The sequence below is a fragment of the Roseateles violae genome (genome assembly GCF_030410485.1).
GTDB lineage: Bacteria > Pseudomonadota > Gammaproteobacteria > Burkholderiales > Burkholderiaceae_C > Roseateles_D > Roseateles_D violae.
Map to the genome: position 1 here is coordinate 1,015,285 of NZ_JAUHHC010000001.1, position 24,477 is coordinate 1,039,761.

Annotated in this window: 20 protein-coding genes and 1 riboswitch; of the genes, 15 read left to right on the plus strand and 5 right to left on the minus strand. The window is 69.8% G+C overall.

Annotated features, from left to right (window positions below):
• The first annotated feature begins 18 nt into the window (after window positions 1–18).
• Window positions 19–1,080: a homocysteine S-methyltransferase family protein gene (locus tag QWJ38_RS04675; RefSeq protein WP_290357873.1), complete on the plus strand. Its 1,062-nt coding sequence runs from the start codon at window positions 19–21 to the stop codon at window positions 1,078–1,080.
• Between the two features lie 3 nt (window positions 1,081–1,083).
• On the opposite strand, the gene QWJ38_RS04680 is transcribed toward QWJ38_RS04675, so the two are convergent.
• Window positions 1,084–2,286: an HD-GYP domain-containing protein gene (locus QWJ38_RS04680; RefSeq protein WP_290357874.1), complete on the minus strand. Its 1,203-nt coding sequence runs from the start codon at window positions 2,284–2,286 to the stop codon at window positions 1,084–1,086.
• A 105-nt stretch (window positions 2,287–2,391) separates the two neighbouring features.
• Window positions 2,392–2,490, plus strand: a riboswitch (S-adenosyl-L-homocysteine riboswitch).
• Window positions 2,491–2,546: 56 nt separating this feature from the next.
• On the opposite strand from QWJ38_RS04680, the gene metH reads away from it, so the two are divergent.
• Window positions 2,547–5,279: a methionine synthase gene (gene metH, locus QWJ38_RS04685; RefSeq protein WP_290357875.1), complete on the plus strand. Its 2,733-nt coding sequence runs from the start codon at window positions 2,547–2,549 to the stop codon at window positions 5,277–5,279.
• 95 nt (window positions 5,280–5,374) lie between these two features.
• On the plus strand, window positions 5,375–5,983 hold the full coding sequence (locus QWJ38_RS04690) for a glycine zipper 2TM domain-containing protein (protein WP_290357876.1): 609 nt from the start codon (window positions 5,375–5,377) through the stop codon (window positions 5,981–5,983).
• 61 nt (window positions 5,984–6,044) lie between these two features.
• On the opposite strand, the gene QWJ38_RS04695 is transcribed toward QWJ38_RS04690, so the two are convergent.
• Window positions 6,045–7,562, minus strand: a complete 1,518-nt coding sequence (locus QWJ38_RS04695; protein ID WP_290357877.1) for a YifB family Mg chelatase-like AAA ATPase — start codon at window positions 7,560–7,562, stop codon at window positions 6,045–6,047.
• A gap of 317 nt (window positions 7,563–7,879) precedes the next feature.
• Between QWJ38_RS04695 and QWJ38_RS04700 the strand changes: the two genes are divergently transcribed.
• From QWJ38_RS04700 to QWJ38_RS04725, 6 genes are all read left to right on the plus strand, one after another.
• The gene (locus QWJ38_RS04700) at window positions 7,880–8,614 is read left to right on the plus strand and encodes a TorF family putative porin (RefSeq protein WP_290357878.1); all 735 of its coding nucleotides are present in this window, start codon (window positions 7,880–7,882) and stop codon (window positions 8,612–8,614) included.
• Between the two features lie 24 nt (window positions 8,615–8,638).
• Window positions 8,639–8,977 (plus strand): P-II family nitrogen regulator, encoded by a 339-nt coding sequence (gene glnK, locus QWJ38_RS04705; protein ID WP_290357879.1) that lies wholly within the window; start codon window positions 8,639–8,641, stop codon window positions 8,975–8,977.
• A gap of 30 nt (window positions 8,978–9,007) precedes the next feature.
• Window positions 9,008–10,534, plus strand: a complete 1,527-nt coding sequence (gene amt / locus QWJ38_RS04710) for an ammonium transporter (RefSeq protein WP_290357880.1) — start codon at window positions 9,008–9,010, stop codon at window positions 10,532–10,534.
• A 107-nt stretch (window positions 10,535–10,641) separates the two neighbouring features.
• Window positions 10,642–11,937, plus strand: a complete 1,296-nt coding sequence (gene gshA, locus QWJ38_RS04715; protein WP_290357881.1) for a glutamate--cysteine ligase — start codon at window positions 10,642–10,644, stop codon at window positions 11,935–11,937.
• A 140-nt stretch (window positions 11,938–12,077) separates the two neighbouring features.
• Complete coding sequence (locus QWJ38_RS04720; RefSeq protein WP_290357882.1) at window positions 12,078–13,961, plus strand: potassium transporter Kup; 1,884 nt, start codon at window positions 12,078–12,080, stop codon at window positions 13,959–13,961.
• Window positions 13,962–14,116: 155 nt separating this feature from the next.
• Window positions 14,117–14,851: a PEP-CTERM/exosortase system-associated acyltransferase gene (locus QWJ38_RS04725; protein WP_290357883.1), complete on the plus strand. Its 735-nt coding sequence runs from the start codon at window positions 14,117–14,119 to the stop codon at window positions 14,849–14,851.
• Here QWJ38_RS04725 and QWJ38_RS04730 read toward each other — a convergent pair.
• Complete coding sequence (locus QWJ38_RS04730) at window positions 14,840–15,613, minus strand: class II glutamine amidotransferase (protein WP_290357884.1); 774 nt, start codon at window positions 15,611–15,613, stop codon at window positions 14,840–14,842. The genes QWJ38_RS04725 and QWJ38_RS04730 overlap by 12 nt on opposite strands.
• Before the next feature lie 67 nt (window positions 15,614–15,680).
• Between QWJ38_RS04730 and QWJ38_RS04735 the strand changes: the two genes are divergently transcribed.
• From QWJ38_RS04735 to QWJ38_RS04745, 3 genes are read left to right on the plus strand one after another with little or no spacing between them, the layout of a single operon-like run.
• Window positions 15,681–16,853 (plus strand): benzoate/H(+) symporter BenE family transporter, encoded by a 1,173-nt coding sequence (locus tag QWJ38_RS04735; RefSeq protein ID WP_290357885.1) that lies wholly within the window; start codon window positions 15,681–15,683, stop codon window positions 16,851–16,853.
• A 19-nt stretch (window positions 16,854–16,872) separates the two neighbouring features.
• Window positions 16,873–17,823: a glutathione synthase gene (gene gshB, locus QWJ38_RS04740; RefSeq protein ID WP_290357886.1), complete on the plus strand. Its 951-nt coding sequence runs from the start codon at window positions 16,873–16,875 to the stop codon at window positions 17,821–17,823.
• Window positions 17,820–19,961 carry an FUSC family protein gene (locus tag QWJ38_RS04745; RefSeq protein ID WP_290357887.1) on the plus strand — a complete coding sequence of 714 codons (2,142 nt, stop codon included), beginning with the start codon at window positions 17,820–17,822 and terminating at the stop codon, window positions 19,959–19,961. The genes gshB and QWJ38_RS04745 overlap by 4 nt, the downstream gene beginning before the upstream one ends.
• Here the strand turns inward: QWJ38_RS04745 and QWJ38_RS04750 are convergent.
• Window positions 19,958–20,476: a cupin domain-containing protein gene (locus QWJ38_RS04750; protein WP_290357888.1), complete on the minus strand. Its 519-nt coding sequence runs from the start codon at window positions 20,474–20,476 to the stop codon at window positions 19,958–19,960. The genes QWJ38_RS04745 and QWJ38_RS04750 overlap by 4 nt on opposite strands.
• Window positions 20,477–20,648: 172 nt before the next feature.
• Here QWJ38_RS04750 and QWJ38_RS04755 point away from each other — a divergent pair, with 172 nt between their 5' ends.
• Window positions 20,649–21,758, plus strand: coding sequence for an S-(hydroxymethyl)glutathione dehydrogenase/class III alcohol dehydrogenase (locus QWJ38_RS04755; protein ID WP_290358060.1), 1,110 nt, complete (start codon window positions 20,649–20,651; stop codon window positions 21,756–21,758).
• 11 nt (window positions 21,759–21,769) lie between these two features.
• Window positions 21,770–22,603, plus strand: coding sequence for an S-formylglutathione hydrolase (fghA, locus tag QWJ38_RS04760; RefSeq protein ID WP_434063940.1), 834 nt, complete (start codon window positions 21,770–21,772; stop codon window positions 22,601–22,603).
• An 11-nt stretch (window positions 22,604–22,614) separates the two neighbouring features.
• Here fghA and QWJ38_RS04765 read toward each other — a convergent pair whose 3' ends face one another.
• Window positions 22,615–23,865, minus strand: a complete 1,251-nt coding sequence (locus QWJ38_RS04765; protein ID WP_290357890.1) for a flavin-dependent oxidoreductase — start codon at window positions 23,863–23,865, stop codon at window positions 22,615–22,617.
• An 80-nt stretch (window positions 23,866–23,945) separates the two neighbouring features.
• Here QWJ38_RS04765 and QWJ38_RS04770 point away from each other — a divergent pair, with 80 nt between their 5' ends.
• Window positions 23,946–24,473 (plus strand): MarR family winged helix-turn-helix transcriptional regulator, encoded by a 528-nt coding sequence (locus tag QWJ38_RS04770; RefSeq protein ID WP_290357891.1) that lies wholly within the window; start codon window positions 23,946–23,948, stop codon window positions 24,471–24,473.
• Window positions 24,474–24,477 lie beyond the last annotated feature (4 nt).

Sequence of the window (24,477 nt, forward strand, 5' to 3'; positions counted from 1 at the left end):
GCTTCTTACAATGGGCGCATGAAGGTCGCTCCCATTTCCTATACGCGCGCTGCCGCGCTGCCCGGCATTCTGCAACATCGGATCGCCATCCTGGACGGCGCGATGGGCACGATGATCCAGCGTTACCGCCTTGGCGAGGACGATTACCGCGGTGCGCGCTTTGCCGGCCATGGCCGGGAGCTGAAGGGCAACAACGACCTGCTGGTGCTGACCAAGCCCGAGGTGATCGCCGAGATCCACGAGCAGTACCTGGCCGCCGGCGCCGACATCATCGAGACCAATACCTTCGGCACGACCTCGGTCGCGCAGGAGGACTATGGCCTGGCGGAATACGCCTATGAGATGAACGTCGCCGCGGCCAAGCTGGCGCGCGCGGCCTGCGACAAGTACGCCACCGCCGACAAGCCGCGCTTTGCCGCCGGCGCGCTGGGCCCGACGCCGCGCACCGCCTCGATCAGCCCCGACGTCAACGATCCGGGCGCGCGCAATGTCGATTTCGACACCTTGCGCGCCGCCTATTACGAGCAGGCCAAGGGCCTGCTGGACGGCGGCGTCGACCTGTTCCTGGTCGAGACCATCTTCGACACCCTGAACGCCAAGGCGGCCATCTTCGCGCTGGACGAGCTGATGGAAGACAGCGGCGAGCGCCTGCCGGTGATCATCTCCGGCACCGTCACCGATGCCTCCGGCCGCATTCTCTCGGGCCAGACGGTGACGGCCTTCTGGCATTCGGTTCGCCATGCGCGGCCGCTGGCCGTGGGCCTGAACTGCGCTTTAGGTGCGACGCTGATGCGGCCCTATATCGAGGAGCTGGCCAAGGCGGCCGGCGCCACCGCGATCAGCTGCTATCCGAATGCCGGCCTGCCGAATCCAATGAGCGAGACTGGCTTCGACGAGACGCCGGACGTGACCGGCCGCCTGATGGAGGAATTCGCCGCCAGCGGCTTCCTCAATATCGCCGGCGGCTGCTGCGGCACGACGCCGGACCATATCGCCGCGATCGCGCAGCAGGTCTCGGCCTACCGCCCGCGCCCCTGCGGCAGCAAGTTCCTCAGCGATCTGCTGCCGGACGCCGCCTGAAGCTCAGTAGAGCTTCAGCAGCTTCTCCACATTCAGCAGCAGCTTCATCTCGTGCGGCGCGAGGCTGGCGACGATCGCCTGCATCGCCAGCCGCGTGTCGCGCGGCACCGGCTCGGACAGCGGCGCGCCGCTCCTGCCCAATAGCGCCGCCACCATCGGCTCGTTGGCGCTGTGGCCGCGCTTGAAGACGATGCCGACCTCCTCGTTGGCCAGGCGCACCAGGCTGCCCGGCGGATACAGGCCGACCGCCTTCACCAGCGCGGCGCCGGCCTCGTCGGGCTGCCGGTTCTCGTCCAGATAGACGGCGCGGGCGGCCGAGGCGCCGGCCAGCGCGCGGCGGCCGCGGCGCGGGCTCAGGCGCGCGCCGAAGATGTCGATGCGGCGCAGCAGGCGCGCCAGCTGCTCGGCCGGCTCGCGGCCGTCCAGCGGCCCCGGGCCGGCCTCGTGGTGGCGCCGCACCGTGTGCAGCCACAGGCCCGAGCGCACGCCCAGCTGCATCAGCAGCTCGGCACCGTCGCGGCCATGTTGGTTGAGGGCCAGGCGCTGCGCCTCGCTGAGCCGCTCGGCCTGGGCGGCCATCTTGTCCTGCTGGCTGCTGATGCTGATGTTCATCGTCAGCGCCGCGCGGCTCAGCGCGCCGCGCCATTCCTCGCTCCAGCCCAGCTGGCGCGCGCACAGCTCGGCCAGCACCAGGCTCAGCAGTCCGTGGCCGGCGCTGTAGCGCTGGTAGGCCTGGCTGGCCTCGAAGATCAGCAGGGTCAGGCTGGCGTCCGGCTGGCCCTGCAGCCGCGCCAGCGCCTCCGCATGCAGTGCCTCCAGCCGCGGCAGGAAATCCTCGGCGCGCGGCTCGCGCAGCAGGCTGTGCGCGCGCAATTGCAGATCGGCCCAGCGCCGGTGCAGCTCCAGCGGCAGCAGCGGCCGTGGGCGCTCGGGCGGCAGGCTGCTGTCGGCCTGCACCCTGGCAATCGCGCCCAGCGTCGCGCCCTGGTGCAGCATGGTGTCCATCTTGTGGACCAGCGCACGCTGGTAGGCCGGCGTCTCGTGCGCCTGCACCCAGGCGCCGCGCTGGATCAGCGCATGCACCAGCGGCGTGTCGCCGAGCAGCTGGCCGCTGGCAATCAGCAGGGTGCCGTCGGCATCGCGGACCGAGAAGTTCAGCAGCTGGCCGACGCGCAGGCTGTGAGGGGGCAGGGGAAGCAGTTCCAAGTTTCTTGTCGTCGTTTGCCGTTGTAAGCGCTTGCAACCAGAAGCATTGTCGACCGCTTCCGCGCCGGATTGAGGCCGCCGCCCGCTCAGCCCGTAAAATCCTCACAGTTCGAGGAGCGCTGCGACGGAAAAGACCCGCCAGGCTCGGACGATCAGGGCCGTTCTCCGACCGGAGCGGCGCTGCGACAACGGCGCTCACCGATCCATGAATCCCTTCGTGGCCGCGGTGAGTTGCGGCCCGCTCGAGACCCAAGGCCGCCATGACCCTCGCCACCCCCCTGATGTCGCCGATGAAGCTGTCGGGCCTGGAGCCCGTGCAGATCGGCGCCGGCACCCTGTTCGTCAATATCGGCGAGCGCACCAATGTCACCGGCTCCAAGGCCTTTGCCCGCCTGATCCTGAACGGCCAGTTCGAGGAGGCGCTGGCCGTCGCTCGCCAGCAGGTCGAGAACGGCGCCCAGATCATCGACGTCAATATGGACGAGGCGATGCTGGACAGCCAGGCGGCGATGGTGCGCTTCCTGAACCTGATCGCCTCCGAGCCCGAGATCGCCCGCGTGCCCATCATGATCGACTCGTCAAAATGGGACGTGATCGAGGCCGGCCTCAAGTGCATCCAGGGCAAGGGCATCGTCAACTCGATTTCGATGAAGGAGGGCGAGGAGGAATTCCGCCGCCAGGCCAAGCTGGTGCGCCGCTACGGCGCCGCCGCCGTCGTGATGGCCTTCGACGAAAAGGGTCAGGCCGACACCTTCGAGCGCAAGATCGAGATCTGCCAGCGCGCCTACCGCATCCTGGTCGACGAGGTCGGCTTCCCCGCCGAGGACATCATCTTCGACCCGAATATCTTCGCGATCGCGACCGGCATCGAGGAGCATGACAACTACGCGGTCGACTTCATCGAGGCGACGCGCTGGATCAAGCAGAACCTGCCCGGCGCCAAGGTCAGCGGCGGCGTGTCCAACGTCAGCTTCAGCTTCCGCGGCAACGAGCCGGTGCGCGAGGCCATCCACACCGTCTTCCTCTACCACGCGATCCAGGCGGGCCTGGACATGGGCATCGTCAACGCCGGCATGATCGGCGTCTACGACGACCTGGACGCCGAGCTGCGCGAGCGGGTCGAAGACGTGGTGCTGAACCGCCGCGCCGACAGCGGCGAGCGCCTGATCGAGATCGCCGAGCGCGCCAAGGGCATGGCCAAGGATGATTCGGCCCGCCTGGCCTGGCGTGCCGGCAATGTCAACGAGCGGCTCTCGCATGCGCTGGTGCATGGCATCACCGACTTCATCGTCGCGGACACCGAGGAGGCCTGGCAGCAGATCAGCGCCGGTGGCGGCCGGCCGCTGCACGTGATCGAGGGACCGCTGATGGCCGGCATGAATATCGTCGGCGACCTGTTTGGTGCCGGCAAGATGTTCCTGCCCCAGGTGGTCAAGAGCGCGCGCGTGATGAAGTCCGCCGTCGCGCATCTGGTGCCCTATATCGAGGAAGAGAAGCGCCAGCTGGAGGCGGCCGGCGGCGACGTGAAACCCAAGGGCAAGATCGTCATCGCCACCGTCAAGGGCGATGTGCACGACATCGGCAAGAACATCGTCACCGTGGTCCTGCAGTGCAACAACTACGAGGTGGTGAACATGGGCGTGATGGTGGCCTGCCAGGACATCTTGGCCCGCGCCAAGGTCGAGGGCGCCGACATCATCGGCCTCTCGGGCCTGATCACGCCCAGCCTCGAGGAGATGCAGCATGTGGCCGCCGAGATGCAGCGCGACGACTATTTCCGCGTCAAGAAGATCCCGCTCTTGATCGGCGGCGCGACCACCAGCCGCGTGCACACGGCCGTCAAGATCTCGCCGCATTACGAGGGCCCGGTCGTCTACGTGCCCGATGCCTCGCGCTCGGTCGGCGTCTGCACCGAGCTGCTCAGCGACGAGCGCGCCAGCGCCTATATCGACGAGTTGAAGGCCGATTACGAGAAGGTGCGCCAGCTGCACGCGAACAAGAAGCAGACGCCGCTGGTGAGCCTGGCCGCCGCGCGGGCGAACAAGGTGGCGATCGACTGGGTCGCCTATGCGCCGCCGGTGCCCAAGTTCATCGGCCGGCGCGTGTTCAAGAACTACGACCTGGCCGAGCTGGCCCAGCACATCGATTGGGGGCCCTTCTTCCAGACCTGGGACCTGGCGGGTCCCTTCCCGCAGATCCTCAAGGACGAGATCGTCGGCGCCGAGGCGCAGCGCGTGTTCAGCGACGGCAAGCGCATGCTGCAGCGCCTGATCGAGGGCCGCTGGCTGCAGGCTAATGGCGTGTTCGGCCTCTATCCGGCCGCCCAGGTCAATGACGACGACATCGAGATCTACACCGACGAATCGCGCAGCGAGGTCTTGATGACTTGGCGCGGCCTGCGCATGCAGTCGGAGCGGCCGGTCGTCGACGGCCAGATGCGGCCCAACCGCGCGCTGGCCGACTACATCGCGCCCAAGGGCACGGTGCCGGATTACATCGGCCTGTTCGCCGTCACCGCCGGTCTGGGCGTCGACAAGAAGGAGGCCGCCTTCATCGCCGATCTGGACGACTACTCGGCCATCATGCTGAAGGCCCTGGCCGACCGCCTGGCCGAGGCCTTTGCCGAGCGCCTGCACCAGCGCGTGCGCCAAGAGTTCTGGGCCTATGCGCCGGACGAGCACATGACGAACGAGCAGCTGATCGCCGAGCAGTACCGCGGCATCCGCCCGGCGCCCGGCTATCCGGCCTGCCCCGACCACCTGGCCAAGCGCGAGCTGTTCCGGGCGCTGGCGCCGGAGGAGATCGGCATGGGCCTGACCGAGGCGATGGCGATGACGCCGGCCGCCAGCGTCAGCGGCTTCTATCTGGCGCACCCGGAGGCCAGCTATTTCAACGTCGGCCGCATCGGCGAGGACCAGCTGCAGGACTGGGCCGCGCGGATGGCGCTGGACCCGGCCGCGGCCGGGCGGGCGCTGGCGCCCTTGCTGGGTTGAACGGCTGCCACTGACGCTCGCTTACATCTGACGGTCGGCCGGCGGGCGGCGCCAGCCGTTTCGATGTCATGCTTTCGACCGGAGCCCCACGAACAATGAAACTACCGCTCAATTCCAGCCAATCCATCGCCGTTGTCGCGATCGCCGTCGCCCTGCTGGGCGGCGCCTATGCCCTGGGCCGCGTCGGCGGCGCCGAGAAGGCGAGCCCGCCGGCTGAGCCGCCGGCAGTCGCTGCCACCGAGGCGCCGGCGCCGACCGGCAAGCCGGCAACGGTGCTGGCCCAGACGCCCGAGGCCAAGCCGGCCCCGGCTCCCGCACCGGCCCCGGCAGCCAAGCCGGCCGTCGAGCATGCAGCGGCCGCGCCGCAGCTCTGCCAGGAATGCTGGCGCGTCGGCAATGTGCACAGCGAGGCGCGCCAGGGCCAGGCCAGCGGCCTCGGCGCCGTCGGCGGCGCGGTGCTGGGCGGGGTGCTGGGCCACCAGATCGGCGGCGGCACCGGCAAGAAGATCGCCACCGTCGGCGGCGCCGTGGCGGGCGGCTTTGCCGGCAACGAGGTCGAGAAGCGCAGCAAGAGCTCGCAGGTCTGGATCGTCAGCCTGACCAACCGCGATGGCGTCACGCAGCGCCATGAGCAGGCCAGCGACCCGCAGCTGCGCGCCGGCGACATCGTCGTGATCCGCGACGGCCGGCTCGAGCGCCGCTAGGACAAGCTAGGGCCTGTTAACACTACGGCAACGCGGCCCATTGCCGTAGTGTTAACAGGCCCTAGACCAGCCCGCCGCCGAGGCCGCGGCGCAGCTGCACCGCCTCGGCCATCTGCGCCGGGGCGATCACCTCGCTGCCGGCCAGGTCGGCGATGCTGCGCGCGACCCGCATCACGCGGTGGTAGCTGCGGCCCGACCAGCCCAGCCGCGCGGCGGCCTTCAGCAGCAGATCCATCGCGGCCTTGTCGCAGCGCGCCTGGCGGTCCAGCGCCTGCGCCGGCAGCAAGGCATTGCTGCAGCCCTGGCGCGCCAGCGCCCGCGCGCGCGCGGCGGCCACCCGCTCGGCGACCCGCGCGCTGGCCTCGCCATCGGGCACGCCGGCCAGGGCCGCCGGCGCGATCACCGGCACCTCGATCTGCAGATCGAGCCGGTCGAGGAAGGGGCCGCTGAGCCGGCCGCGATAGCGCGCCACCTGATCCGGCGTGCAGCGGCATTCGCGCAGCGGATTGCCCAGATGGCCGCAGGGGCAGGGGTTCATCGCCGCCACCAGCTGGAAGCGCGCCGGGAACTCGGCCTGCCGCGCCGCCCGCGAGATCAGGATGCGGCCGCTCTCCAGCGGCTCGCGCAAGGCCTCCAGCGCCGCGCGGTTGTATTCGGGCAATTCGTCCAGGAACAGGACCCCATGCTGGGCCAGCGAGATCTCGCCCGGCCGCGGCGGTGAACCACCGCCCACCAGGGCGATGCTGGACGCGCTGTGATGCGGGCTGCGCAGCACGCGCCAGCCCCAGCGCGCCGGATCGAACTGGCCGGCCAGGCTCAGCACCGCGGCCGATTCCAGTGCCTCCTCGGTGGTCAGCGGCGGCAGCAACCCGGCCAGGCGCTGCGCCAGCATGGACTTGCCGGTGCCCGGCGGCCCGACCAGCAGCAGCGAATGAGCACCGGCGGCGGCGATCTCCAGCGCCCGCTTGGCGCCGGCCTGGCCGCGGATGTCACGCAGATCGGAAGCCTCGGCCGCCGCCGCCCGCGGCAATGCGACCGCCGCGGCCAGCGGCTGCTCGCTGCCCGGTTGCAGCGCGGCGACCAGATCGAGCAGGTGCTTGGCGAACTGCACGCCGACCCCGTCGACCAGCGCCGCCTCGGCCGCACTGGCCTCGGGCAGGATCAGCCGGCGCGCGCTGCTTTCGCGGCGCAGCGCCAGGCCCATCGCCAGCGCGCCGCGCACCGGCCGCAGCTCGCCGGCCAGGGACAGCTCGCCCGCGCATTCGAAGCCGGCGAGCGCCGCCGCATCGATCTGGCCGCTGGCGGCCAGGATGCCCAGCGCGATCGGCAGGTCGAAGCAGCCGCCCTCCTTGGGCAGCTCGGCCGGCGCCAGATTGACCACGATGCGCTTGTTGTGCGGGAAGGACAGGCCGTTGTTCTGCAGCGCCGCGCGCACGCGCTCGCGCGATTCCTTCACCTCGGTCTCGGCGAGGCCGACCAGGGTGAAGGAGGGCAGGCCATTGGCCAGATGCACCTCGACGCTGACCGCCGCGGCGGCCAGCCCGTCCAGCGCGCGGCTGTGAACGATGGCCAAGGACATGTGCGTTACCCCACTCCCCGATCGGCCCGCATCGACGGGCCCGGCCCGATTGTGCAGGCGCGGCCGGCGCGGCGCCATCGCTGATCGTGCACGAAAGCGGTGCACGTGTGCGGCGCGGCCCGGCCGGCGTCCGGAACCAAGATGGTGCGAGTCGCGCGCGGCCCGCGGCCGTCTCCGGGCTTTGGTGCGCGCCCTGCGCCGCCATGCCCCGGCTTGGGCCGAGACGCCGCTGGCACGGAAGCTGCAAAGCCTCAGCGACCCCCGGCGGTCTTCGCGGACCGCCGCCCGCCATCGAACAAACCATCGAGGAAATCCGTATGAGCATGAAGTCGATTCTTGCGACCCTGGCCCTCAGTCTTGTCGGCGCCGCCCTGCCGGCGCAGGCCCAGGAGGCGGCCCCCGAGGCCGCCAGCCCGCTGTCCTTCAATATCAGCGGCACCACCGACTACCGCTATCGCGGCATCTCGCAGAGCCGGCTCAAGCCGGCCCTGCAGGGCGGCGTCGACTACGCGCACGAGAGCGGCTTCTACATCGGCAGCTGGGCCTCGACGATCACCTGGATCAAGGACGGCGGCGGCAATGCCAATTTCGAGTGGGATTTCTACGGTGGCTACAAGACCGAGATCGCCAAGGGCCTGACGGTCGACGTCGGCGTGCTGCAGTACTACTACCCCAGCCATGACCTGAATCCCAGCCCCAACACCTTCGAGGTCTACGGCGCTCTGAGCTTCGGCCCGGTGACGGCCAAGTACTCGCACAGCACGACCAATCTGTTCGGCTTTGCCGACAGCAAGGGCAGCGGCTACTTCGACGTCAGCGCCACCTTCGAGCTCGGCGAGGGCTTCAATCTGGTGCCGCACGTGGGCCACCAGACGGTCAAGAACAACAGCGCGGCGTCCTACACCGACTACTCGCTGGCCGTCACCAAGGACTGGTGGGGCCTGAGCTTCTCGGCCGCCGTCGTCGGCACCGATGCCGACGGCTTCTACACCGCCAAGGGCAAGGACCTGGGCAAGACCTCCGTGGTCGTCGCGGTCAAGAAGGTCTTCTGATTTACGGACAACGAGGAGAGAGCCATGAAACTGATCACCGCCGTCATCAAGCCCTTCAAGCTTGACGAAGTGCGCGAAGCCCTCAGCGCGATCGGCGTGCAGGGCCTGACCGTCACCGAGGTCAAGGGCTTCGGCCGCCAGAAGGGCCATACCGAGCTGTACCGCGGCGCCGAATACGTCGTCGACTTCCTGCCCAAGGTCAAGATCGAGGCGGCCGTCGGCGACGCCGTCGTCGAGCAGGTGATCGAGGCGATCGAGGCCGCCGCCCGCACCGGCAAGATCGGCGACGGCAAGATCTTCGTCTCGCCGCTGGATCAGGTGGTGCGCATCCGCACCGGTGAAACGGGCCAGGACGCCCTGTAAACCAAGAACGAAACCCCTGGAGATCAAGCAATGAAGAAACTGATTGCCTCTCTGGCCCTGGCCGTGGCGGTGTTCGCGCCGGCTGCCTGGGCGCAGGACACGGCGGCCTCGGCGCCGGCCGCCGCCGCGGCGGTGGCCACCGCCGCTTCCGAGGCCGCGCCGGCCGCCGCTGCGGCCTCGGCCCCTGCGGATGCCGCCTCGGCCGCTGCCGCGCCGGCGCCGGTGCCCAACAAGGGCGACACCGCCTGGATGATGGTCTCGACCCTGCTGGTCATCATGATGACGGTGCCGGGTCTTGCGCTGTTCTACGGCGGCCTGGTGCGCAGCAAAAACATGCTGTCGGTGCTGATGCAGGTGATGGTGGCCTTCTCGTTGATCGTCGTGCTGTGGGTCATCTATGGCTACAGCTTCGCCTTCACCGAGGGCAACAAGTTCATCGGCGGCACCGACCGCATCCTGATGAAGGGCATCTGGGACAACGTCGCCGGCAGCTTCGCCAATGGCGCGACCTTCTCCAAGGGCGTCGTGATCCCCGAGATCGTGTTCGCCGCCTTCCAGGCGACCTTCGCCGGCATCACCGCCTGCCTGATCGTCGGCGCCTTCGCCGAGCGCATCAAGTTCTCGGCCGTGCTGCTGTTCCTGGCCCTGTGGTTCACCTTCAGCTATCTGCCGATCGCCCACATGGTCTGGTTCTGGATGGGTCCGGATGCCTACACGGCCGCCGGCGTCGTCGACGAGATGAACAGCAAGGCCGGCATGATCTGGCAATGGGGCGCGCTGGACTTCGCCGGCGGCACCGTCGTGCACATCAACGCCGCGATGGCCGGCCTGGTCGGCGCCTTCATGGTCGGCAAGCGCATCGGCTACGGCAAGGAAGCGTTCACGCCGCACAGCCTGACGCTGACGATGGTCGGCGCCTCGCTGCTGTGGGTGGGCTGGTTCGGCTTCAACGCCGGCTCGGCGCTGGAGGCGAACGGCTTCGCCGCGCTGGCCTTCATCAACACCTTCGTCGCCACGGCCGCGGCCGTGCTGGCCTGGTGCGTCGGCGAGGCGCTCTTGAAGGGCAAGGCCTCGATGCTGGGTGCGGCCTCGGGCGCCGTCGCCGGCCTGGTGGCGATCACCCCGGCCGCCGGCAATGTCGGCATCGGTGGCGCGCTGATCATCGGCGCGGTCGCCGGCTTCGCCTGCCTGTGGGGCGTCAACGGCCTGAAGAAGCTGCTCGGCGCGGACGACTCGCTGGACGTGTTCGGCGTGCACGGCGTCGGCGGCATCGTCGGCGCCCTGCTGACCGGCGTGTTCAACTCGCCCTCGCTGGGCGGCCCCAGCGCCGTCGGCGACTGGGTCACGGCCGCGATGATCGCGCCGGACGCCTACTCGATCGGCGCCCAGGTCTGGACACAGCTGAAGGCGGTGCTGGTGACCATCGTCTGGTCCGGCGTCGTCTCGCTGATCGCCTACAAGATCGTCGACCTGGTGATCGGCCTGCGCGTCAGCGAGGATGCCGAGCGCGAGGGCCTGGACATTAGCTCGCACGGCGAGACCGCGTATCACAAGTAAACGGGCACTTGCCTCATTTCGGAGCCGCCTTCGGGCGGCTCTTTTTATTGCCGTGTCCGACCCTATCTAAGGAGTCCATAGAATCAGAAGACAAAACCGAGCACGCCATGGTCCCCCATCTCATCACCGCCCTGAATGGCCCGATCAACGAACTGGAGCAGCGTCTCCTGGAGTCGACGCCGGCGATCGAGCGCTGGTTCCGGCTCGAATGGATGGAGCACACGCCGCCCTTCTACAGCTCGGTCGACCTGCGCAATGCCGGCTTCAAGCTGGCGCCGGTCGACACCAATCTCTTCCCGGGCGGCTTCAATAACCTGACCAACGAGATGCTGCCGCTGGCGGTGCAGGCGGCGATGGCGGCGATCGAGAAGATCTGCCCGGAGGCCAAGAACCTCTTGCTGGTGCCCGAGAAGCACACGCGCAACAGCTTCTACCTGAGCAATGTCGGCACCCTGGTGCGCATCTTCAACCAGGCGGGCCTGAACGTGCGCCTGGGCACGCTGGACCCGGCGATCGCCGAGCCGACCCCGCTGGCTCTCGCCGACGGCAGCAGCCTGACCGTCGAGCCGCTGGTGCGCAACCGCGGCCGCCTGGGCTTGAAGGACTTCGATCCCTGCACCATTCTGCTGAACAACGATCTGTCGGCCGGCATCCCCTCGGTGCTGGAGGGCCTGCACGAGCAGTACCTGCTGCCGCCGCTGCATGCCGGCTGGGCGCTGCGCCGCAAGCGCCAGCATTTCCGCGCCTACGAGGAGGTGGCGAAGAAGTTCTCCAAGCTGATGGGCATGGACCCCTGGCTGATCAACCCGATGTTCGCCAGCGCCGGCGAACTGGACTTCGCCGAGGGCCAGGGCCTGGAGGCGCTGCAGACCCAGGCCGATGCGCTGCTGGCCAAGGTGCGGCGCAAGTACAAGGAATACGGCATCCAGGAGAAGCCCTTCGTCGTCATCAAGCCCGATGCCGGCACCTATGGCATGGGCATCATGATGGTGCGCGACGCCAAGGAGCTGGCCGAGCTGTCCAGCCGCGCGCGCAACAAGATGAGCGTGATCAAGGACGGCCAGGAGGTCACCGAGGTCATCATCCAGGAGGGCGTGCCGACCTACGAGCGGGTCAATGACGCCGTCGCCGAGCCGGTTGTCTACATGATGGACCGCTATGTGGTCGGCGGCTTCTACCGGGTGCACGCCGACCGGGGTGCCGACGAGAACCTCAATGCGCCCGGTTCCAGCTTTGTGCCGCTGGCCTTTGCCGAGTCGCCGCATCTGCCGCGCCGCGGCGAGAAGCCCGGCGCCAGCGCGCCGAACCGCTTCTATATGTATGGCGTGATCGCCCGGCTGGCGATGCTGGCCGCCAGCTACGAGCTGGAGGTCACCGACCCCGAGGCCGAGGTCTACGAATAAGCCGCCCGCGCGTCAAGCCGGCCGCGGTGGGGCGGCCGCAACGCCCCCCGAGCTCCGGGTAAGCGTCTTGACGCGCTGCACAAATCGCGGCGCAAAATAGCGGTTTTGGCTCCCGCGACCCCGACCGGCCGCAGCTTCCCGTGAGTTCTTCCAATGCGGCCCGCAGCCCCTCGGCGCTGGCGGGCCTGACCCTCGGCGCCCTTGGCGTCGTCTACGGCGACATCGGCACCAGCCCGCTGTATGCGCTGAAGGAGGTCTTCCACGGCGGCCATGTGCCGCTGGCCCAGGCCAATATCCTGGGCGTGCTGTCGCTGCTGTTCTGGACCATGACGCTGGTGGTCTCGCTGAAGTACGTGCTGCTGATCCTGCGCGCCGACAACAACGGCGAGGGCGGCCTGATCGCGATGCTGGCGCTGGCCACCAATGCGGTGAACGACAAGCCGCCGCTGCGCCGCGCGCTGATGCTGGTGGGCCTGTTCGGCACGGCGATCTTCTTCGGCGATGCGGTGATCACGCCGGCGATGACGGTGCTCAGCGCGGTCGAGGGCATCGACGTCTATGCGCCGCAGTACGACGATGCGATCGTGCCGGTGGCCCTGGTCGTGCTGGCCGGCCTGTTCGGCGTGCAGCGCTTCGGCACCGGCGGCGTCGGCAAGGCCTTCGGGCCGGTGATGCTGGTCTGGTTCTCCTGCCTGGCCCTCTTGGGCCTGCCGCAGATTGCCGCCAATCCGGAGGTTTTGCGCGCGGTCAACCCGCTCTATGCGATCGAGTTCTGCCTGCACTATCAGTGGGTGGCCTTTGTCGCGCTGGGCGCCGTCGTGCTGGTGGTCACCGGCGGCGAGGCGCTGTATGCCGATCTGGGCCACTTCGGCAAGAAGCCGATTCGCATCGCCTGGTACGGCTTCGTGATGCCGGCCCTGGTGATCAACTACTTCGGCCAGGGCGCGCTGCTGCTGAAGGACCCCGGGGCGATCAAGAACCCCTTCTTCCTGATCGCGCCGGGCTGGGCCGAGATGCCGCTGTTCGGCCTCGCGACCTTGGCCGCCATCGTCGCCTCGCAGGCGTTGATCACGGCCGCCTTCTCGGTCACCAAGCAGGCGGTGCAGCTGGGCATCCTGCCGCGCATGCGCATCCTGCACACCTCGGAGCGCGACACCGGCCAGATCTATGTGCCCTTCGTCAACTGGGGCCTGTTCGTCTTCGTCGTGATGGCGGTGGTGTTCTTCGGCTCGTCCAGCCGCCTGGCCGGCGCCTACGGCGTGGCGGTGACCATCGACATGACGATCACGACGGTGATGACCTTCTTCGTGATCCGCTATGGCTGGCGCTATCCGCTGGCGCTGTGCGCGCTGGTGACCGGTTTCTTCTTCATCATCGACGTCACCTTCCTGGCCTCCAACCTCTTGAAGCTGCTGCATGGCGGCTGGTTCCCGCTGATGATAGGCATCGGCATGTTCATGCTGATGCTGACCTGGAAGCAGGGCCGCCGCCAGCTCAGCAACAAGCTGCGCGAGGACGCGATCGACCTGAAGAGCTTTCTCGACGCGGTCTTCGTCAGCCCGCCGGTGCGCGTGCCCGGCTCGGCCGTCTTCCTCTCGGCCGAGGCCGGCATGACGCCCAATGCGCTCTTGCACAATCTGAAGCACAACAAGGTGCTGCACGAGCAGAACCTGTTCGTGAGCGTCAAGCACCACGAGGTGCCCTGGGTCGGCTACGAACACCGCGTCAAGGTCGAGGCGCTTGGCAACGACTGCTGGGCGGTGGCGCTGAACTTCGGCTTCAAGAACGAGCCCGATGTGCCCGAGGCACTGAAGCTGCTGGAATCGCGCGGCGTCCATCTGGACGAGATGGAGACCAGCTACTTCCTGTCACGCGACATCGTCATCCCGACCGTCGGCGAGGGCATGGCGCTGTGGCGCGAGAAGCTGTTCGCCAGCATGCACCGCAACGCCGCCGCCGCGGCCGACTTCCTGCACCTGCCGACGAACCGCATCGTCGAGTTGGGCTCCAAGGTGGAGATCTAGGCGGCGCCGCCCCTTGGCAGCGCTGGTCGAATTGGTCTATGGTTCGCAGCCGGAGGCGGCGGGGGCCGCCGCCCAGCCACCGAGGAGCGCGCGTGGATCCAGCTTCTTCTTCACCGGTTCCGAACCGACGCAATCTGGGCCGGACCTTTCGCGAGATGTTCGAGCTGGTTCCGGCGCTGGATGAGGCCAGCGTCGAATCGGTCTACCGCATCCGCCACGAGGTCTATTGCCGCGACCTCGGCTGGGAGCCGGTGCGCGAGAACGGCCTCGAGTGCGACGTCTACGACCGCCATTCGGTCCATTGCCTGCTGCGCCGGCGCGGCAGCGGCGAGCCGGTCGGCTGCACGCGCCTGATCCTGACCCGCCCGGATGCGCCGGGCGCGCCGCTGCCCTTCGAGCAGAGCTGCCGCGACGTGATCGACCGCTCGGTCGTCGATCCGGCGCGGCTGCCGCGCCATGCGCTGGGCGAGGTCTCGCGCCTGGCCGTGCTGCACCGCTTCCGCCAGCGCCGCGGCGAGGAGGACAAGGCGGCAGCCGTCGCCGGCGAGGATTTCGTGCCGCGCGCCGGCCATACGCGCCGCTTTCCCTTCATCCCGGTGAGTCTCTACCTGGGTGCGGCCGCGATCGCGCGCCATCTGCAGGTCGAGTATGTGTTCGTGCTGACCGAGCCGCGCCTGGCCAGCCATTTCGAGCGCATCGGCTTCGACATCCGCAGCATCGGCTCGGGCATCGAGCACCGCGGCGCGCGCGTGCCCTCGGTGCTCAGCTCCAGCAAGGTGGTCGCCGGCCTGCGGCCCTTGATCCAGCCGCTGTACGAGGTGATCGAGGATGGGGTCGAGGCGGCCTTCGAGGCGCACCCCGAGGCGATCCGCTCGCGGCTATTGCATTAGCGGCTCGCTGCTGCAGCCGCCGGCGTCCAGGCGCATCAGCGTGCCCGGCGCGATCGGCTCCCAGCCGCTGTGCTCGTCCTCCAGCGGCTCGGAGGCGACGACCAGGCCCTGCTGCGCATGCCGGTGCAGGTACAGCGAGGGCGCGCGCTTGTCGCTCGAATAGCGCACCGCGTAAAGCCGCTCGCCATCGGCCAGCGCCGCGGCGAAGCGCAGCGGCTGGGTGATCTGCAGCACCTGCATCATCGCCCGCGTCTCGCGCAGCACCTGGGCGACCGCCTCGGCCACCGTGTCGCCGATCTCCAGCCGGTTCACGATCAGCAGGAACAGCAGCTCCGAGTCGGTGGCGCCACGGCGCTCGGCATAGAGATGGTCGGGCAGGCGCGCCTCCAGCGCGCGGCGCAGCTGACCATAGCCGCCGATCTGGCCGTTGTGCATGAACAGCCAGCGGCCGTAGCGGAAGGGGTGGCAGTTCTGCCGGGCTATTGCCGTGCCGGTGGCGGCCCGCACATGGGCGAAGAAGAGCCGCGAGCGCACGCTGGCGCACAGGCCCAGCAGGTTCTCGTCCGACCAGGCCGGCATCACCTCGCGGTAGACGCCCGGCGCCTCGCGCTCGCCATACCAGCCGATGCCGAAACCATCGCCATGGGTGACGGCCTTGGCCTCCTCGGCGCGCAGCGACTGCTTGACCAGCGAGCGCTGCGGCGCGCAGACCAAGTCGTCCAGAAAGATGGCTTCACCGAGATAGGCGAGAAAACGGCACATGCGCCGGCGAGCTTAAGCCTTGCGCAGCGCGCCCAGCAAGCGAAGAAGGGCCGGCTATGCTTGCCAAATGCGCAAGATTTGGCTCCGCGAGCTGTCTTTGTCGGCCGCCGTGGCCGGCTTCGTTGCCGTGCTGGTGGGCTTCACCAGCTCGGTCGCCATCGTCTTCCAGGCCGCCCAGGCGCTCGGCGCGACGCCGGCGCAGACCAGCTCCTGGATGTGGGCGCTGGGCCTGGGCATGGGCATCACCAGCCTGGGCCTGTCGCTGTGGACCCGCCAGCCGGTGCTGACCGCCTGGTCGACGCCGGGTGCCGCGCTGCTGGCCGGCACGGCGGGGGTCAGCATGCCGGAGGCGGTCGGCGCCTTCCTGGTCTGCGGCGCGCTGATCCTGCTGTTCGGTCTGACCCGCTGGTTCGAGCGGCTGATGGATCGCATCCCGCTGGCCGTCGCCTCGGCGCTGCTGGCCGGCGTGCTGGCCCGCTTCGGCCTGGACGCGGTGCTGACGGTCAAAAGCGCGCCGCTGCTGGTGCTGACGATGGCGGCCGGCTACCTGCTCGGCAAGCGCTTCTTCCCGCGCTATGCGGTGCCCGGTGTGCTGGCGGCCGGCATCGCGGTGGCGGCGGCTCAGGGGCGGCTGCGGCTGTCCGCCGTCGACTGGGGCTGGGCGCTGCCGGTGTGGACCACGCCCAGCTTCAGCATCGCGGCCCTGGTCGGCGTCGCGCTGCCGCTGTTCCTGGTGACGATGGCCTCGCAGAACCTGCCCGGCGTGGCGGCCCAGCGTGCCTCGGGCTACCAGACGCCGGTCTCGCCGACCATCTCGGTGACGGGTCTTGCCACCGTGCTGCTGGCGCCCTTCGGCGGCTATGCCTTCAATCTGGCGGCGATCACCGCGGCGATCTGCATGGGCCGCGAGGCGCACGAGGATCCGGCGCGGCGCTACACCGCCTCGGCCATGGCCGGCGTCTTCTATATCGCGGTGGGCCTGGCCGGCGGCGCGGTGGTCGGCCTGCTGGCCGCCTTCCCGCGCGAGCTGGTCGCCGCGGTGGCGGGCCTGGCCCTGCTCGGCACGATCGCCGGCGGCCTGGCCGCCGCGCTGAAGGAGGAGCGGCACCGCGACGCGGCGATCCTGACCTTTCTGGTCACGCTGTCGGGCGTCTCGCTCTTGGGCATAGGCTCGGCCTTCTGGGGCGTCGTCGCCGGCACGATTGCGCTAACGGTGCAACACTTCAGGGCCAGACACTGAGAACGAAAGACACCCATCCATGAATCTGCTGTTCGTTGCCGATCCGCTCGAGGGCTTCAAGACCTACAAGGACACGACCTTCTCGATGATGCGCGAGGCCGCGCGGCGCGGGCACCAGCTGTGGGCCTGCCACCCGGCCGATCTGGTCTGGGTGCGCGGCGCCCAGGTGACGGCGCGGGCGGCGCGCCGCGTGAGCCTGACCGGCGACGCACAGGACTGGTTCAAGGTCGAGGAGACCCGGGATCTGGTGCTGGCCGTGGGCAGCGACGCCGTCATCATGCGCAAGGACCCGCCCTTCGACAGCGAGTTCTTCTACGCGACCCATCTGCTGAGCCAGGCCGAGCGCGAGGGCGCCCGCGTCTTCAACCGGGCCGCCGCGCTGCGCGACCATCCGGAAAAGCTGGCCATCATGGAGTTCCCGCAATTCATCGCGCCGACCCTGGTGACGCGCAGCGCCGAGGCGATCAAGGCCTTCCACGCCGAGCACCGGGACATCATCCTCAAGCCGCTGGACGGCATGGGCGGCATGGGCATCTTCCGCGTCGGCCCCGACGCGCTGAATCTCGGCTCCATCATCGAGACGCTCAACAAGGACGGCGCCGAGACGGTGATGGTGCAGCGCTATGTGCCCGAGATCGTCCAGGGTGACAAGCGCGTGCTGGTGATCGGCGGCGAGGTCGTGCCATGGTGCCTGGCGCGCATCCCGCAGGGCACGGAGATCCGTGGCAATCTGGCCGCCGGCGGCAAGGGCGTGGCCCAGCCCATCAGCGCGCGCGACCGCGAGATCGCCGAGGGCGTCGCCGCCAAGCTGGCACCGCGCGGCATGCTCTTGATGGGCCTGGACGTGATCGGCGACTGCCTGACCGAGATTAACGTCACCAGCCCGACCGGCTTCCAGGAGATCACGAAGCAGAGCGGCATCGACGTTGCCGCGCTCTTCATCGACGCATTGGAACGCCAGTTGCAATGAGCCGGCCCTGGCGGCGCCTGAGCGCGGCGCAGCTGAACGGCATCGCCGTCGCCCTGGGTGTGGCGCTGACGCAGGCGCTGATCGCCGCGCTGTTCGGCATGCCGGCCGGCCTGGCCGCCGTCGGCGGCGCCGTCTGCGCCAGCCTGCCCGATCTGCCGAATCCGCCGCGCCGCATCTGGCCGCGCGTGCTGCCGGCCGCCTTCGCCGCCGCCCTGGTCACCGCCCTGATCGGCTTCGGCCAGCGCTCGCTGCCGCTGATGATCGCCCTGGTCGCCCTGATCAGCTTTGTGTCGCTGCTGAGCATGGCCTGGGGTCCGCGCGCCGGCCCGCTGTCCTTCAGCGCCGTGCTGGCCATGGTGTTCGCGATGGCCTGGCACGCGCCGGCCGATGCGGCGGCGATCGCCGCCCATGCCGGCTGGGTGCTGCTGGGCGGTCTGGTCTATGCGCTGTGGGCGCGCGCGATGTCGCTGCTGCTGCAGCGGCGCTACGGCGAGCTGGCGCTGGCCGGCGCGCTGCGTGCGACCGAGCGGCGGCTGCGCTCGCGCGCCGTGCGCATCGCCGGCACGGTGACGCCGGCCGAGGCCAGCATCCGCGCCTCGATCGCCGACGACGTGCTGCTGGCCGAGGCCTTGCAGGCGGCGCGCGACCAGGTCTTTGCCGCGCCGCCCTCGCCACGCAGCCGCCGCCAGACCGAGGCGCTGCTGGGCCTGATCGAGCTGCGCGATCTGCTCTTGGCCAGTCGGCTGGACACCGAGCTGCTGGGCGCCGACGAGCCTGGCCGCCAATGGCGCGCGGCGCTGGCGACGACGCTTCTGCACCTGGCCGATGCGCTGGCCGGCTTTGCCGATGCGGTGGCCCTGGGCGCGCCGCTGTGCCAGGTCTCGGCCGCGCGCTGGCGCGAGGAGCTGGCCGCGCGGCTGGCCGGCGTGGCGGCGCCGGCCGACGATGCGCGCCACCATCTGGTCGACGCCCTGCAGGCGCGGCTCGGCCATATGCTGGACGATGTCGAGGCGATGGGCCGGCGCCTGGCCGGTGATGAACTTGCCAGCAGCGCCTGGAGCGCCGAGCAGCTGCAGATGTTCGTCTCGCCCGAGGGCTGGCCGCTGGCGGCGCTGAAAGCGCATCTGAACCTGGGCTCGCCGGTGATGCGCCATGCCTTGCGGGCCGGCCTGGCACTGTCGCTGGCCTATGCGCTGGGCCATGTCTTGCCCTGGGCCGCGCACCCCTACTGGCTGATGCTCAGCGTCGCCGTCGTGCTGCGCGGCAATCTGGAGCAGACGCTGTCCCGCCGCAACGAGCGCATCATCGGCACCGTGCTCGGCTGCCTGCTGGTGCTGCTGATCGCGCAGGTGCACGAGCGCCATCTGCTGAGCCTCGTCTTCATTGCCGCCGTCGGCACGGCCCACGCCTATGTCAACCGGCGCTACCGCGTGGCCGCGACCGCCGCCACCTTGATGGCCCTGCTGCAGCCGCTGATGCTGGCGCCGGGCAGCAATCCGGCCATCGCCGAGCGCCTGGCCGACACCGTCATCGGCGCGCTCTTGGCCTGGGCCTTCTGCTTTGTGCTGCCGTCCTGGGAGCGGCGCTCGCTGGCGCGCCTGGTCCCGCTCTTGCGCGGCGCGCTGGCCCGCCATGCGGCGAACATGCTGCGCTGGGCGCCGACGCCCGAGCAGCAGCTGAGCGCACGCCTGAGCCGCCAGCAGGCCTATGCGGCGCTGGCGGCGCTGGCCGCGGCAGCCCAGCGCACTCGCGTCGAGCCCGCCCATGTGCGCCTGCCCGAGGACCGCATCGAGGCCGTGCTGAGCCATGGCTACCGGCTGATGGCGCTGCTGGGCGCGCTGCAGCATCTGATGGGCCGGCGCGGCGAGAAGCTCGACGCCGAGCAGGCGCAGGCGGCGCTGGGTCCGGCACTGCGCGACTGCGTGGCGGCCTTGAAGCAGGAAGCCGGGATGCCGGCGGCGGCCGTCGCCGGCGAGGCACGAGAGCTGCTCGAAGAGCCCGATGCCGATGCCGGCGTCTGGCCCGAGCACCTGGGCCAGCAGGACCTGACGCCCTGGCTGCTGCGCCGCCTGCGCCTGTGCCGGCGCGAGGCGCGCGCGCTCAGCGCGGCGCTGCTGCGGCTGCCGCCGGCAGCCTAGCCGGCGTCGCGCGGCGGCGCGACATTGCTCTCGCGCTCGTAATAGTCGACCTCGTCCTCCGCGCGGTAGATCTTGCGCAGGCCGCGCTGGCCGCGCGGGCCGGAGGCCACCAGCAGCTTGCCGGAGTCCGGGTACTCGCAGACCTCGATGTCGACCACATTGGACAGCGCCAGATAGCGCATCGTCGTGCTGCCGGTGTTGATGATCTGGTGCGCGGTCTCGGGCCCGCCGGTCGGGCAGGCGATCACGTCGTGCCGGCGGACGGAAAAGCGTTGGTCGCCGAAGCGCAGCTCGCCCTCGCCCTCGAGGATCAGGAACATCTCCTCCTCGCCATGGTGGTTGTGGAACGGGCATTGCGCCTTGCCGGGCGGCAGCTCGGTCAGGTTGTAGCCGAGCCGCCGCGCGCCGATATGGTCGCTGATCTGGCCGCGGCGGGATGTGAAGTAGCCGTTGTCCTCGATATCGTCGAACTCGACCTCGTCGAGGTTCATCAGCGGCTTGATCGCTTCGCGCATGGCGGACTCCGTCGGATGATGGCGATGGAACGATAGCTTAATGAACGACCTGCCACGGCGCGGCGTGCGCTGATCGAGCCTGTCCGGACCCGCCCCGCTGCGCAGCGGCCCGATCTCGGCTATGTTCGGTGCACGGCCGCGGCCGTATCCATCCGAACAGGAGTCCCCGATGATCAAGACCCGTGCCGCCGTCGCCTGGAAGGCCGGCTCCCCGCTAACGATCGAGGAGGTTCATCTGGACGGCCCGCGCGCCGGCGAGGTGCTGGTCGAGGTCAAGGCCACCGGCATCTGCCATACCGACCACTACACCTTGTCCGGCGCCGACCCGGAAGGCCTGTTCCCGGCCATCTTGGGCCACGAGGGCGCCGGCATCGTGCTGGAGGTGGGCGAAGGCGTCCCCTGGCTGAAGCCCGGCGACCATGTGATCCCGCTCTACACGCCGGAATGCCGGCAGTGCAAGTTCTGCCTGTCGCGCAAGACCAATCTCTGCCAGGCGATCCGCGCCACCCAGGGCAAGGGCCTGATGCCGGACGGCAGCTCGCGCTTCAAGTCGGCCGACGGCCAGCCGCTGTTCCATTACATGGGCACCTCGACCTTCGCCAACCACATCGTCGTGCCCGGCATCGCCCTGGCCAAGATCCGCGAGGACGCGCCCTTCGACAAGGTCTGCTACATCGGCTGCGGCGTGACCACCGGCGTCGGCGCGGTGCTATTCACGGCCAAGGTCGAGGCCGGCGCCACCGTCGCGGTCTTCGGCCTGGGCGGCATCGGCCTGAACGTGATCCAGGGCGCCAGGATGGTCGGCGCCGACAAGATCATCGGCGTGGACATCAACCCGGCGCGCGAGGCGATGGCGCGCCGCTTCGGCATGACGCATTTCGTCAACCCGACGGAGGTGGGCAATGTGGTCGACCACATCGTCCAGCTGACCGATGGCGGCGCCGACTACAGCTTCGAATGCGTGGGCCATACGCCGCTGATGCGCCAGGCGCTGGAATGCACGCACAAGGGCTGGGGCCGCTCCATCATCATCGGCGTCGCGCCGGCCGGTGCCGAGATCAGCACGCGGCCCTTCCAGCTGGTTACCGGCCGCAAATGGGAAGGCAGCGCCTTCGGCGGCGCCCGCGGTCGGACCGACGTACCCCGCATCGTCGACTGGTATATGGACGGCAAGCTGAAGATCGACGAGCTGATCACGCACAAGCTGCGGCTGGAGGACATCAACGAGGGCTTTGCGCTGATGGAGCGCGGCGAGTCCATCCGCTCGGTGGTCGAGTTCTGACGATGGCGATGATGGAACTGCTCAGCCAGCACGCGGCCTTCGGCGGCAGCCAGCGCTTCTACCGCCACGACTCGCGCGAGATCGGCCTGCCCATGCGCTTCGCGCTCTTCCTGCCGCCGCGGCCGCGCGCGCTGCTGGTCTATCTGGCCGGCCTGACTTGCAGCGAGGAGACCTTCACGATGAAGGCCGGCGCGCAGCAGATGGCGGCCGAGCTGGGCCTGGCGCTCTTGATGCCGGACACCAGCCCGCGCGGCGCCAACATCCCCGGCGAGGCCGAGAGCTGGGACTTCGGCCTGGCGGCCAGTTTCTATCTCGATGCGACCGAGCCGCCCTGGAACCGCCATTGGCGGATGGAAAGCTATCTGCTCGAGGAACTGCTGCCGCGGGTGGGCGCCGAGTTCGGTCTGGCCGCGCTGCCGCTGGGCCTGTTCGGCCATTCGATGGGCGGCCATGGCGCGCTGACCCTGGCGCTGCGCCATCCGGGCCGTTTCGGCAGCGTCTCGGCCTTTGCGCCGGTCTGCGCACCGACGCAATGCCCCTGGGGCCGCAAGGCCTTCGCCGGCTATCTGGGCGCGGACGAGAGGGCCTGGGCCGCGCACGACGCCAGCCTGCTGATGCGCGTGCAGCCCCGGCCGCCCTATCCGGGCGGCATCCTGATCGACCAGGGTCTGGCCGACAAATTCCTCGCCGAGCAGCTGCGGCCGGAGCTCTTCGAGGCCGCCTGCGCCGCCGTCGGCCAGCCGCTGACGCTGCGCCGGCACGAGGGCTATGACCACGGCTACTACTTCGTCGCCAGCTTCGTCGACGATCATCTGCAGCACCACGCGCACCAGCTGCTGGGCTGAGCCCGGCCGCCTCAGCGCGGGGGCTGCTGCTGCTGCCGGTGCCCGGCGGCCGCCTTGTAACGCTGCACGAAGGCGGCGACCTCGGCCGGGTCGATCACGTCCTCCAGGCGCTTGAAGCCGTCCGGCGCGCGCTCCTCGACCATGTCCAGGATCGCGTCCAGCCCCTCCTGGCGGTTCATCTCGACGATGCGGGCGCACAGCGGCAGGCGCTCGGCCTCGTAAGCGGCCAGCGCCTGCTCGACCGAGGGCGTCTCGCCCAGGCGCGCGGCGATCGCCTGCGCGTCGAGGATGGCCTGGGTCGCGCCGTTCGAGCCTATCGGGTACATCGGATGGGCGGCGTCGCCGAGCAGGGTGATGCGGCCCTGGGCCCAGCGCGGCAGCGGGTCGCGGTCGACCATCGGCCATTCCAGCAGCTGGGTCGCGCTCTTGATCAGGCCCGGCACGTCCAGCCAGTCGAAGCGCCAGCCGCCGAAGGTCGGCAGCAGATCGTCGAGCGAGCCGGGCTTGCTCCAGTCCTCGCGGCTGGGCGCCGTCAGGCCGCCGCCGATGCCGTCCTCGCGCAGGCGGCGATCGCAGATCCAGTTGATCAGCTGCAGCCCGTCCGGGCGCGGCGGCGCGATCGGATAGACGACGAACTTGGCGCGCCGGTGGCCGGCCTGCACCATCGTGCGGCCGTCCAGAAAGGGCCTGGCCCAGCTGGTGCCGCGCCACATCATCATGCCGTTCCAGCGCGGCGCGCCCTCGTCCGGATAGAACTGGCGGCGCAGCGCTGAATGGATGCCGTCGGCGGCGATCAGCAGATCGGCGCGCTGCTCCTCGCGGCCGCCCTCGCTGCGCTCGACCTCGGCGAGCACCTGCCCGCCATCCATGCGCGCCGCGACGATGCGCCGGCCGGCGCGCAGGCGCTCGGCGCCCAGCCGCGCCACCGCCTCGTCCCACAGCCGCAGCTGCAGCTCGCCGCGGTGGATGCTCAGCTGCGGATGGCTGTAGCCGCCGGCCAGGCCGCGGGTGTCGCTGTAGATCGTCTGCCCATGGCGGTTGGCGAAGACCAGGGCCGAGGTCTCGACCGCCATCGCTTTCAGCGCCGGCAGCAGGCTCAGCTCCGCCAGCACCGCCACCGCATGCGGCAGCAGATTGATGCCCACGCCCAGCGGCCGCAGCTGGGCCGTGGCCTCGCAGACGGTGACCTGGTGGCCGCGGGCATGCAGGGCCAGCGCGGCCGTCAGGCCGCCGATGCCGCCGCCGGAAATCAGGATGTTCATGGAGCTGGAGCCGGTGAGTGGAGGGCGGGCCTAGGGTAAGCGAGATTGTTGCGCTATGCAACGGTATCTAAGCTGGCAGCATGGCCAGCAAGACTCCCTCGACCGAAGGCCCGGCACCCGAAGGCCTGCTGCTGCCGGTGCCCGGCCTGGCCTATGGCGTGCTGGACCAGCTGCTGGGCTATGCCTTGCGGCGCGCGCAGAACGCGCTCTATCTGGACTTCTACCGCGCGATCGCCCAGCAGGGCGGCCCGGCCGAGGTCAGCCCGCAGCGCTTTGCCGCCCTGGTGCTGGTGGCCAACAACCCCGGCATGCGCCAGGGCCTGCTGGCCCAGGCCATGGGCCTGCACCGCAGCGGCGCGCTGCGCCTGACCGACTGGCTGACCGAGCAGGGCTGGGTCGAGCGCCGCGACGACCCGGCCGACGCGCGCAGCTGGGGCCTGCACCTGACCGCCGCCGGCCGGCGCGCGCTGAGCAAGCTGGAGCAGGCGGTGCGCGCGCACGACCAGGCGCTGCTGCTCGGCCTGGGCGAGCGCGGCGCCGGGCTGAAGACCGATCTGGAACGCCTGGCCTGGGTGGCCACGGCGGCGCAGACCAACCGGGCCGGCTGAGCCC

Coding starts and splice junctions, on each gene's coding strand:
- QWJ38_RS04765 (WP_290357890.1), bottom strand. CDS start 23,865: ATGAACATCCTGATTTCCGGCGGCGGCATCGGCGGCCTGACGGCCGCG.
- QWJ38_RS04745 (WP_290357887.1), top strand. CDS start 17,820: ATGAGCCGGCCCTGGCGGCGCCTGAGCGCGGCGCAGCTGAACGGCATC.
- amt (WP_290357880.1), top strand. CDS start 9,008: ATGAAGAAACTGATTGCCTCTCTGGCCCTGGCCGTGGCGGTGTTCGCG.
- gshA (WP_290357881.1), top strand. CDS start 10,642: ATGGTCCCCCATCTCATCACCGCCCTGAATGGCCCGATCAACGAACTG.
- QWJ38_RS04750 (WP_290357888.1), bottom strand. CDS start 20,476: ATGCGCGAAGCGATCAAGCCGCTGATGAACCTCGACGAGGTCGAGTTC.
- QWJ38_RS04700 (WP_290357878.1), top strand. CDS start 7,880: ATGAGCATGAAGTCGATTCTTGCGACCCTGGCCCTCAGTCTTGTCGGC.
- metH (WP_290357875.1), top strand. CDS start 2,547: ATGACCCTCGCCACCCCCCTGATGTCGCCGATGAAGCTGTCGGGCCTG.
- QWJ38_RS04675 (WP_290357873.1), top strand. CDS start 19: ATGAAGGTCGCTCCCATTTCCTATACGCGCGCTGCCGCGCTGCCCGGC.
- QWJ38_RS04695 (WP_290357877.1), bottom strand. CDS start 7,562: ATGTCCTTGGCCATCGTTCACAGCCGCGCGCTGGACGGGCTGGCCGCC.
- gshB (WP_290357886.1), top strand. CDS start 16,873: ATGAATCTGCTGTTCGTTGCCGATCCGCTCGAGGGCTTCAAGACCTAC.
- QWJ38_RS04725 (WP_290357883.1), top strand. CDS start 14,117: ATGTTCGAGCTGGTTCCGGCGCTGGATGAGGCCAGCGTCGAATCGGTC.
- QWJ38_RS04730 (WP_290357884.1), bottom strand. CDS start 15,613: ATGTGCCGTTTTCTCGCCTATCTCGGTGAAGCCATCTTTCTGGACGAC.
- QWJ38_RS04770 (WP_290357891.1), top strand. CDS start 23,946: ATGGCCAGCAAGACTCCCTCGACCGAAGGCCCGGCACCCGAAGGCCTG.
- fghA (WP_434063940.1), top strand. CDS start 21,770: ATGGAACTGCTCAGCCAGCACGCGGCCTTCGGCGGCAGCCAGCGCTTC.
- QWJ38_RS04690 (WP_290357876.1), top strand. CDS start 5,375: ATGAAACTACCGCTCAATTCCAGCCAATCCATCGCCGTTGTCGCGATC.
- QWJ38_RS04735 (WP_290357885.1), top strand. CDS start 15,681: ATGCGCAAGATTTGGCTCCGCGAGCTGTCTTTGTCGGCCGCCGTGGCC.
- glnK (WP_290357879.1), top strand. CDS start 8,639: ATGAAACTGATCACCGCCGTCATCAAGCCCTTCAAGCTTGACGAAGTG.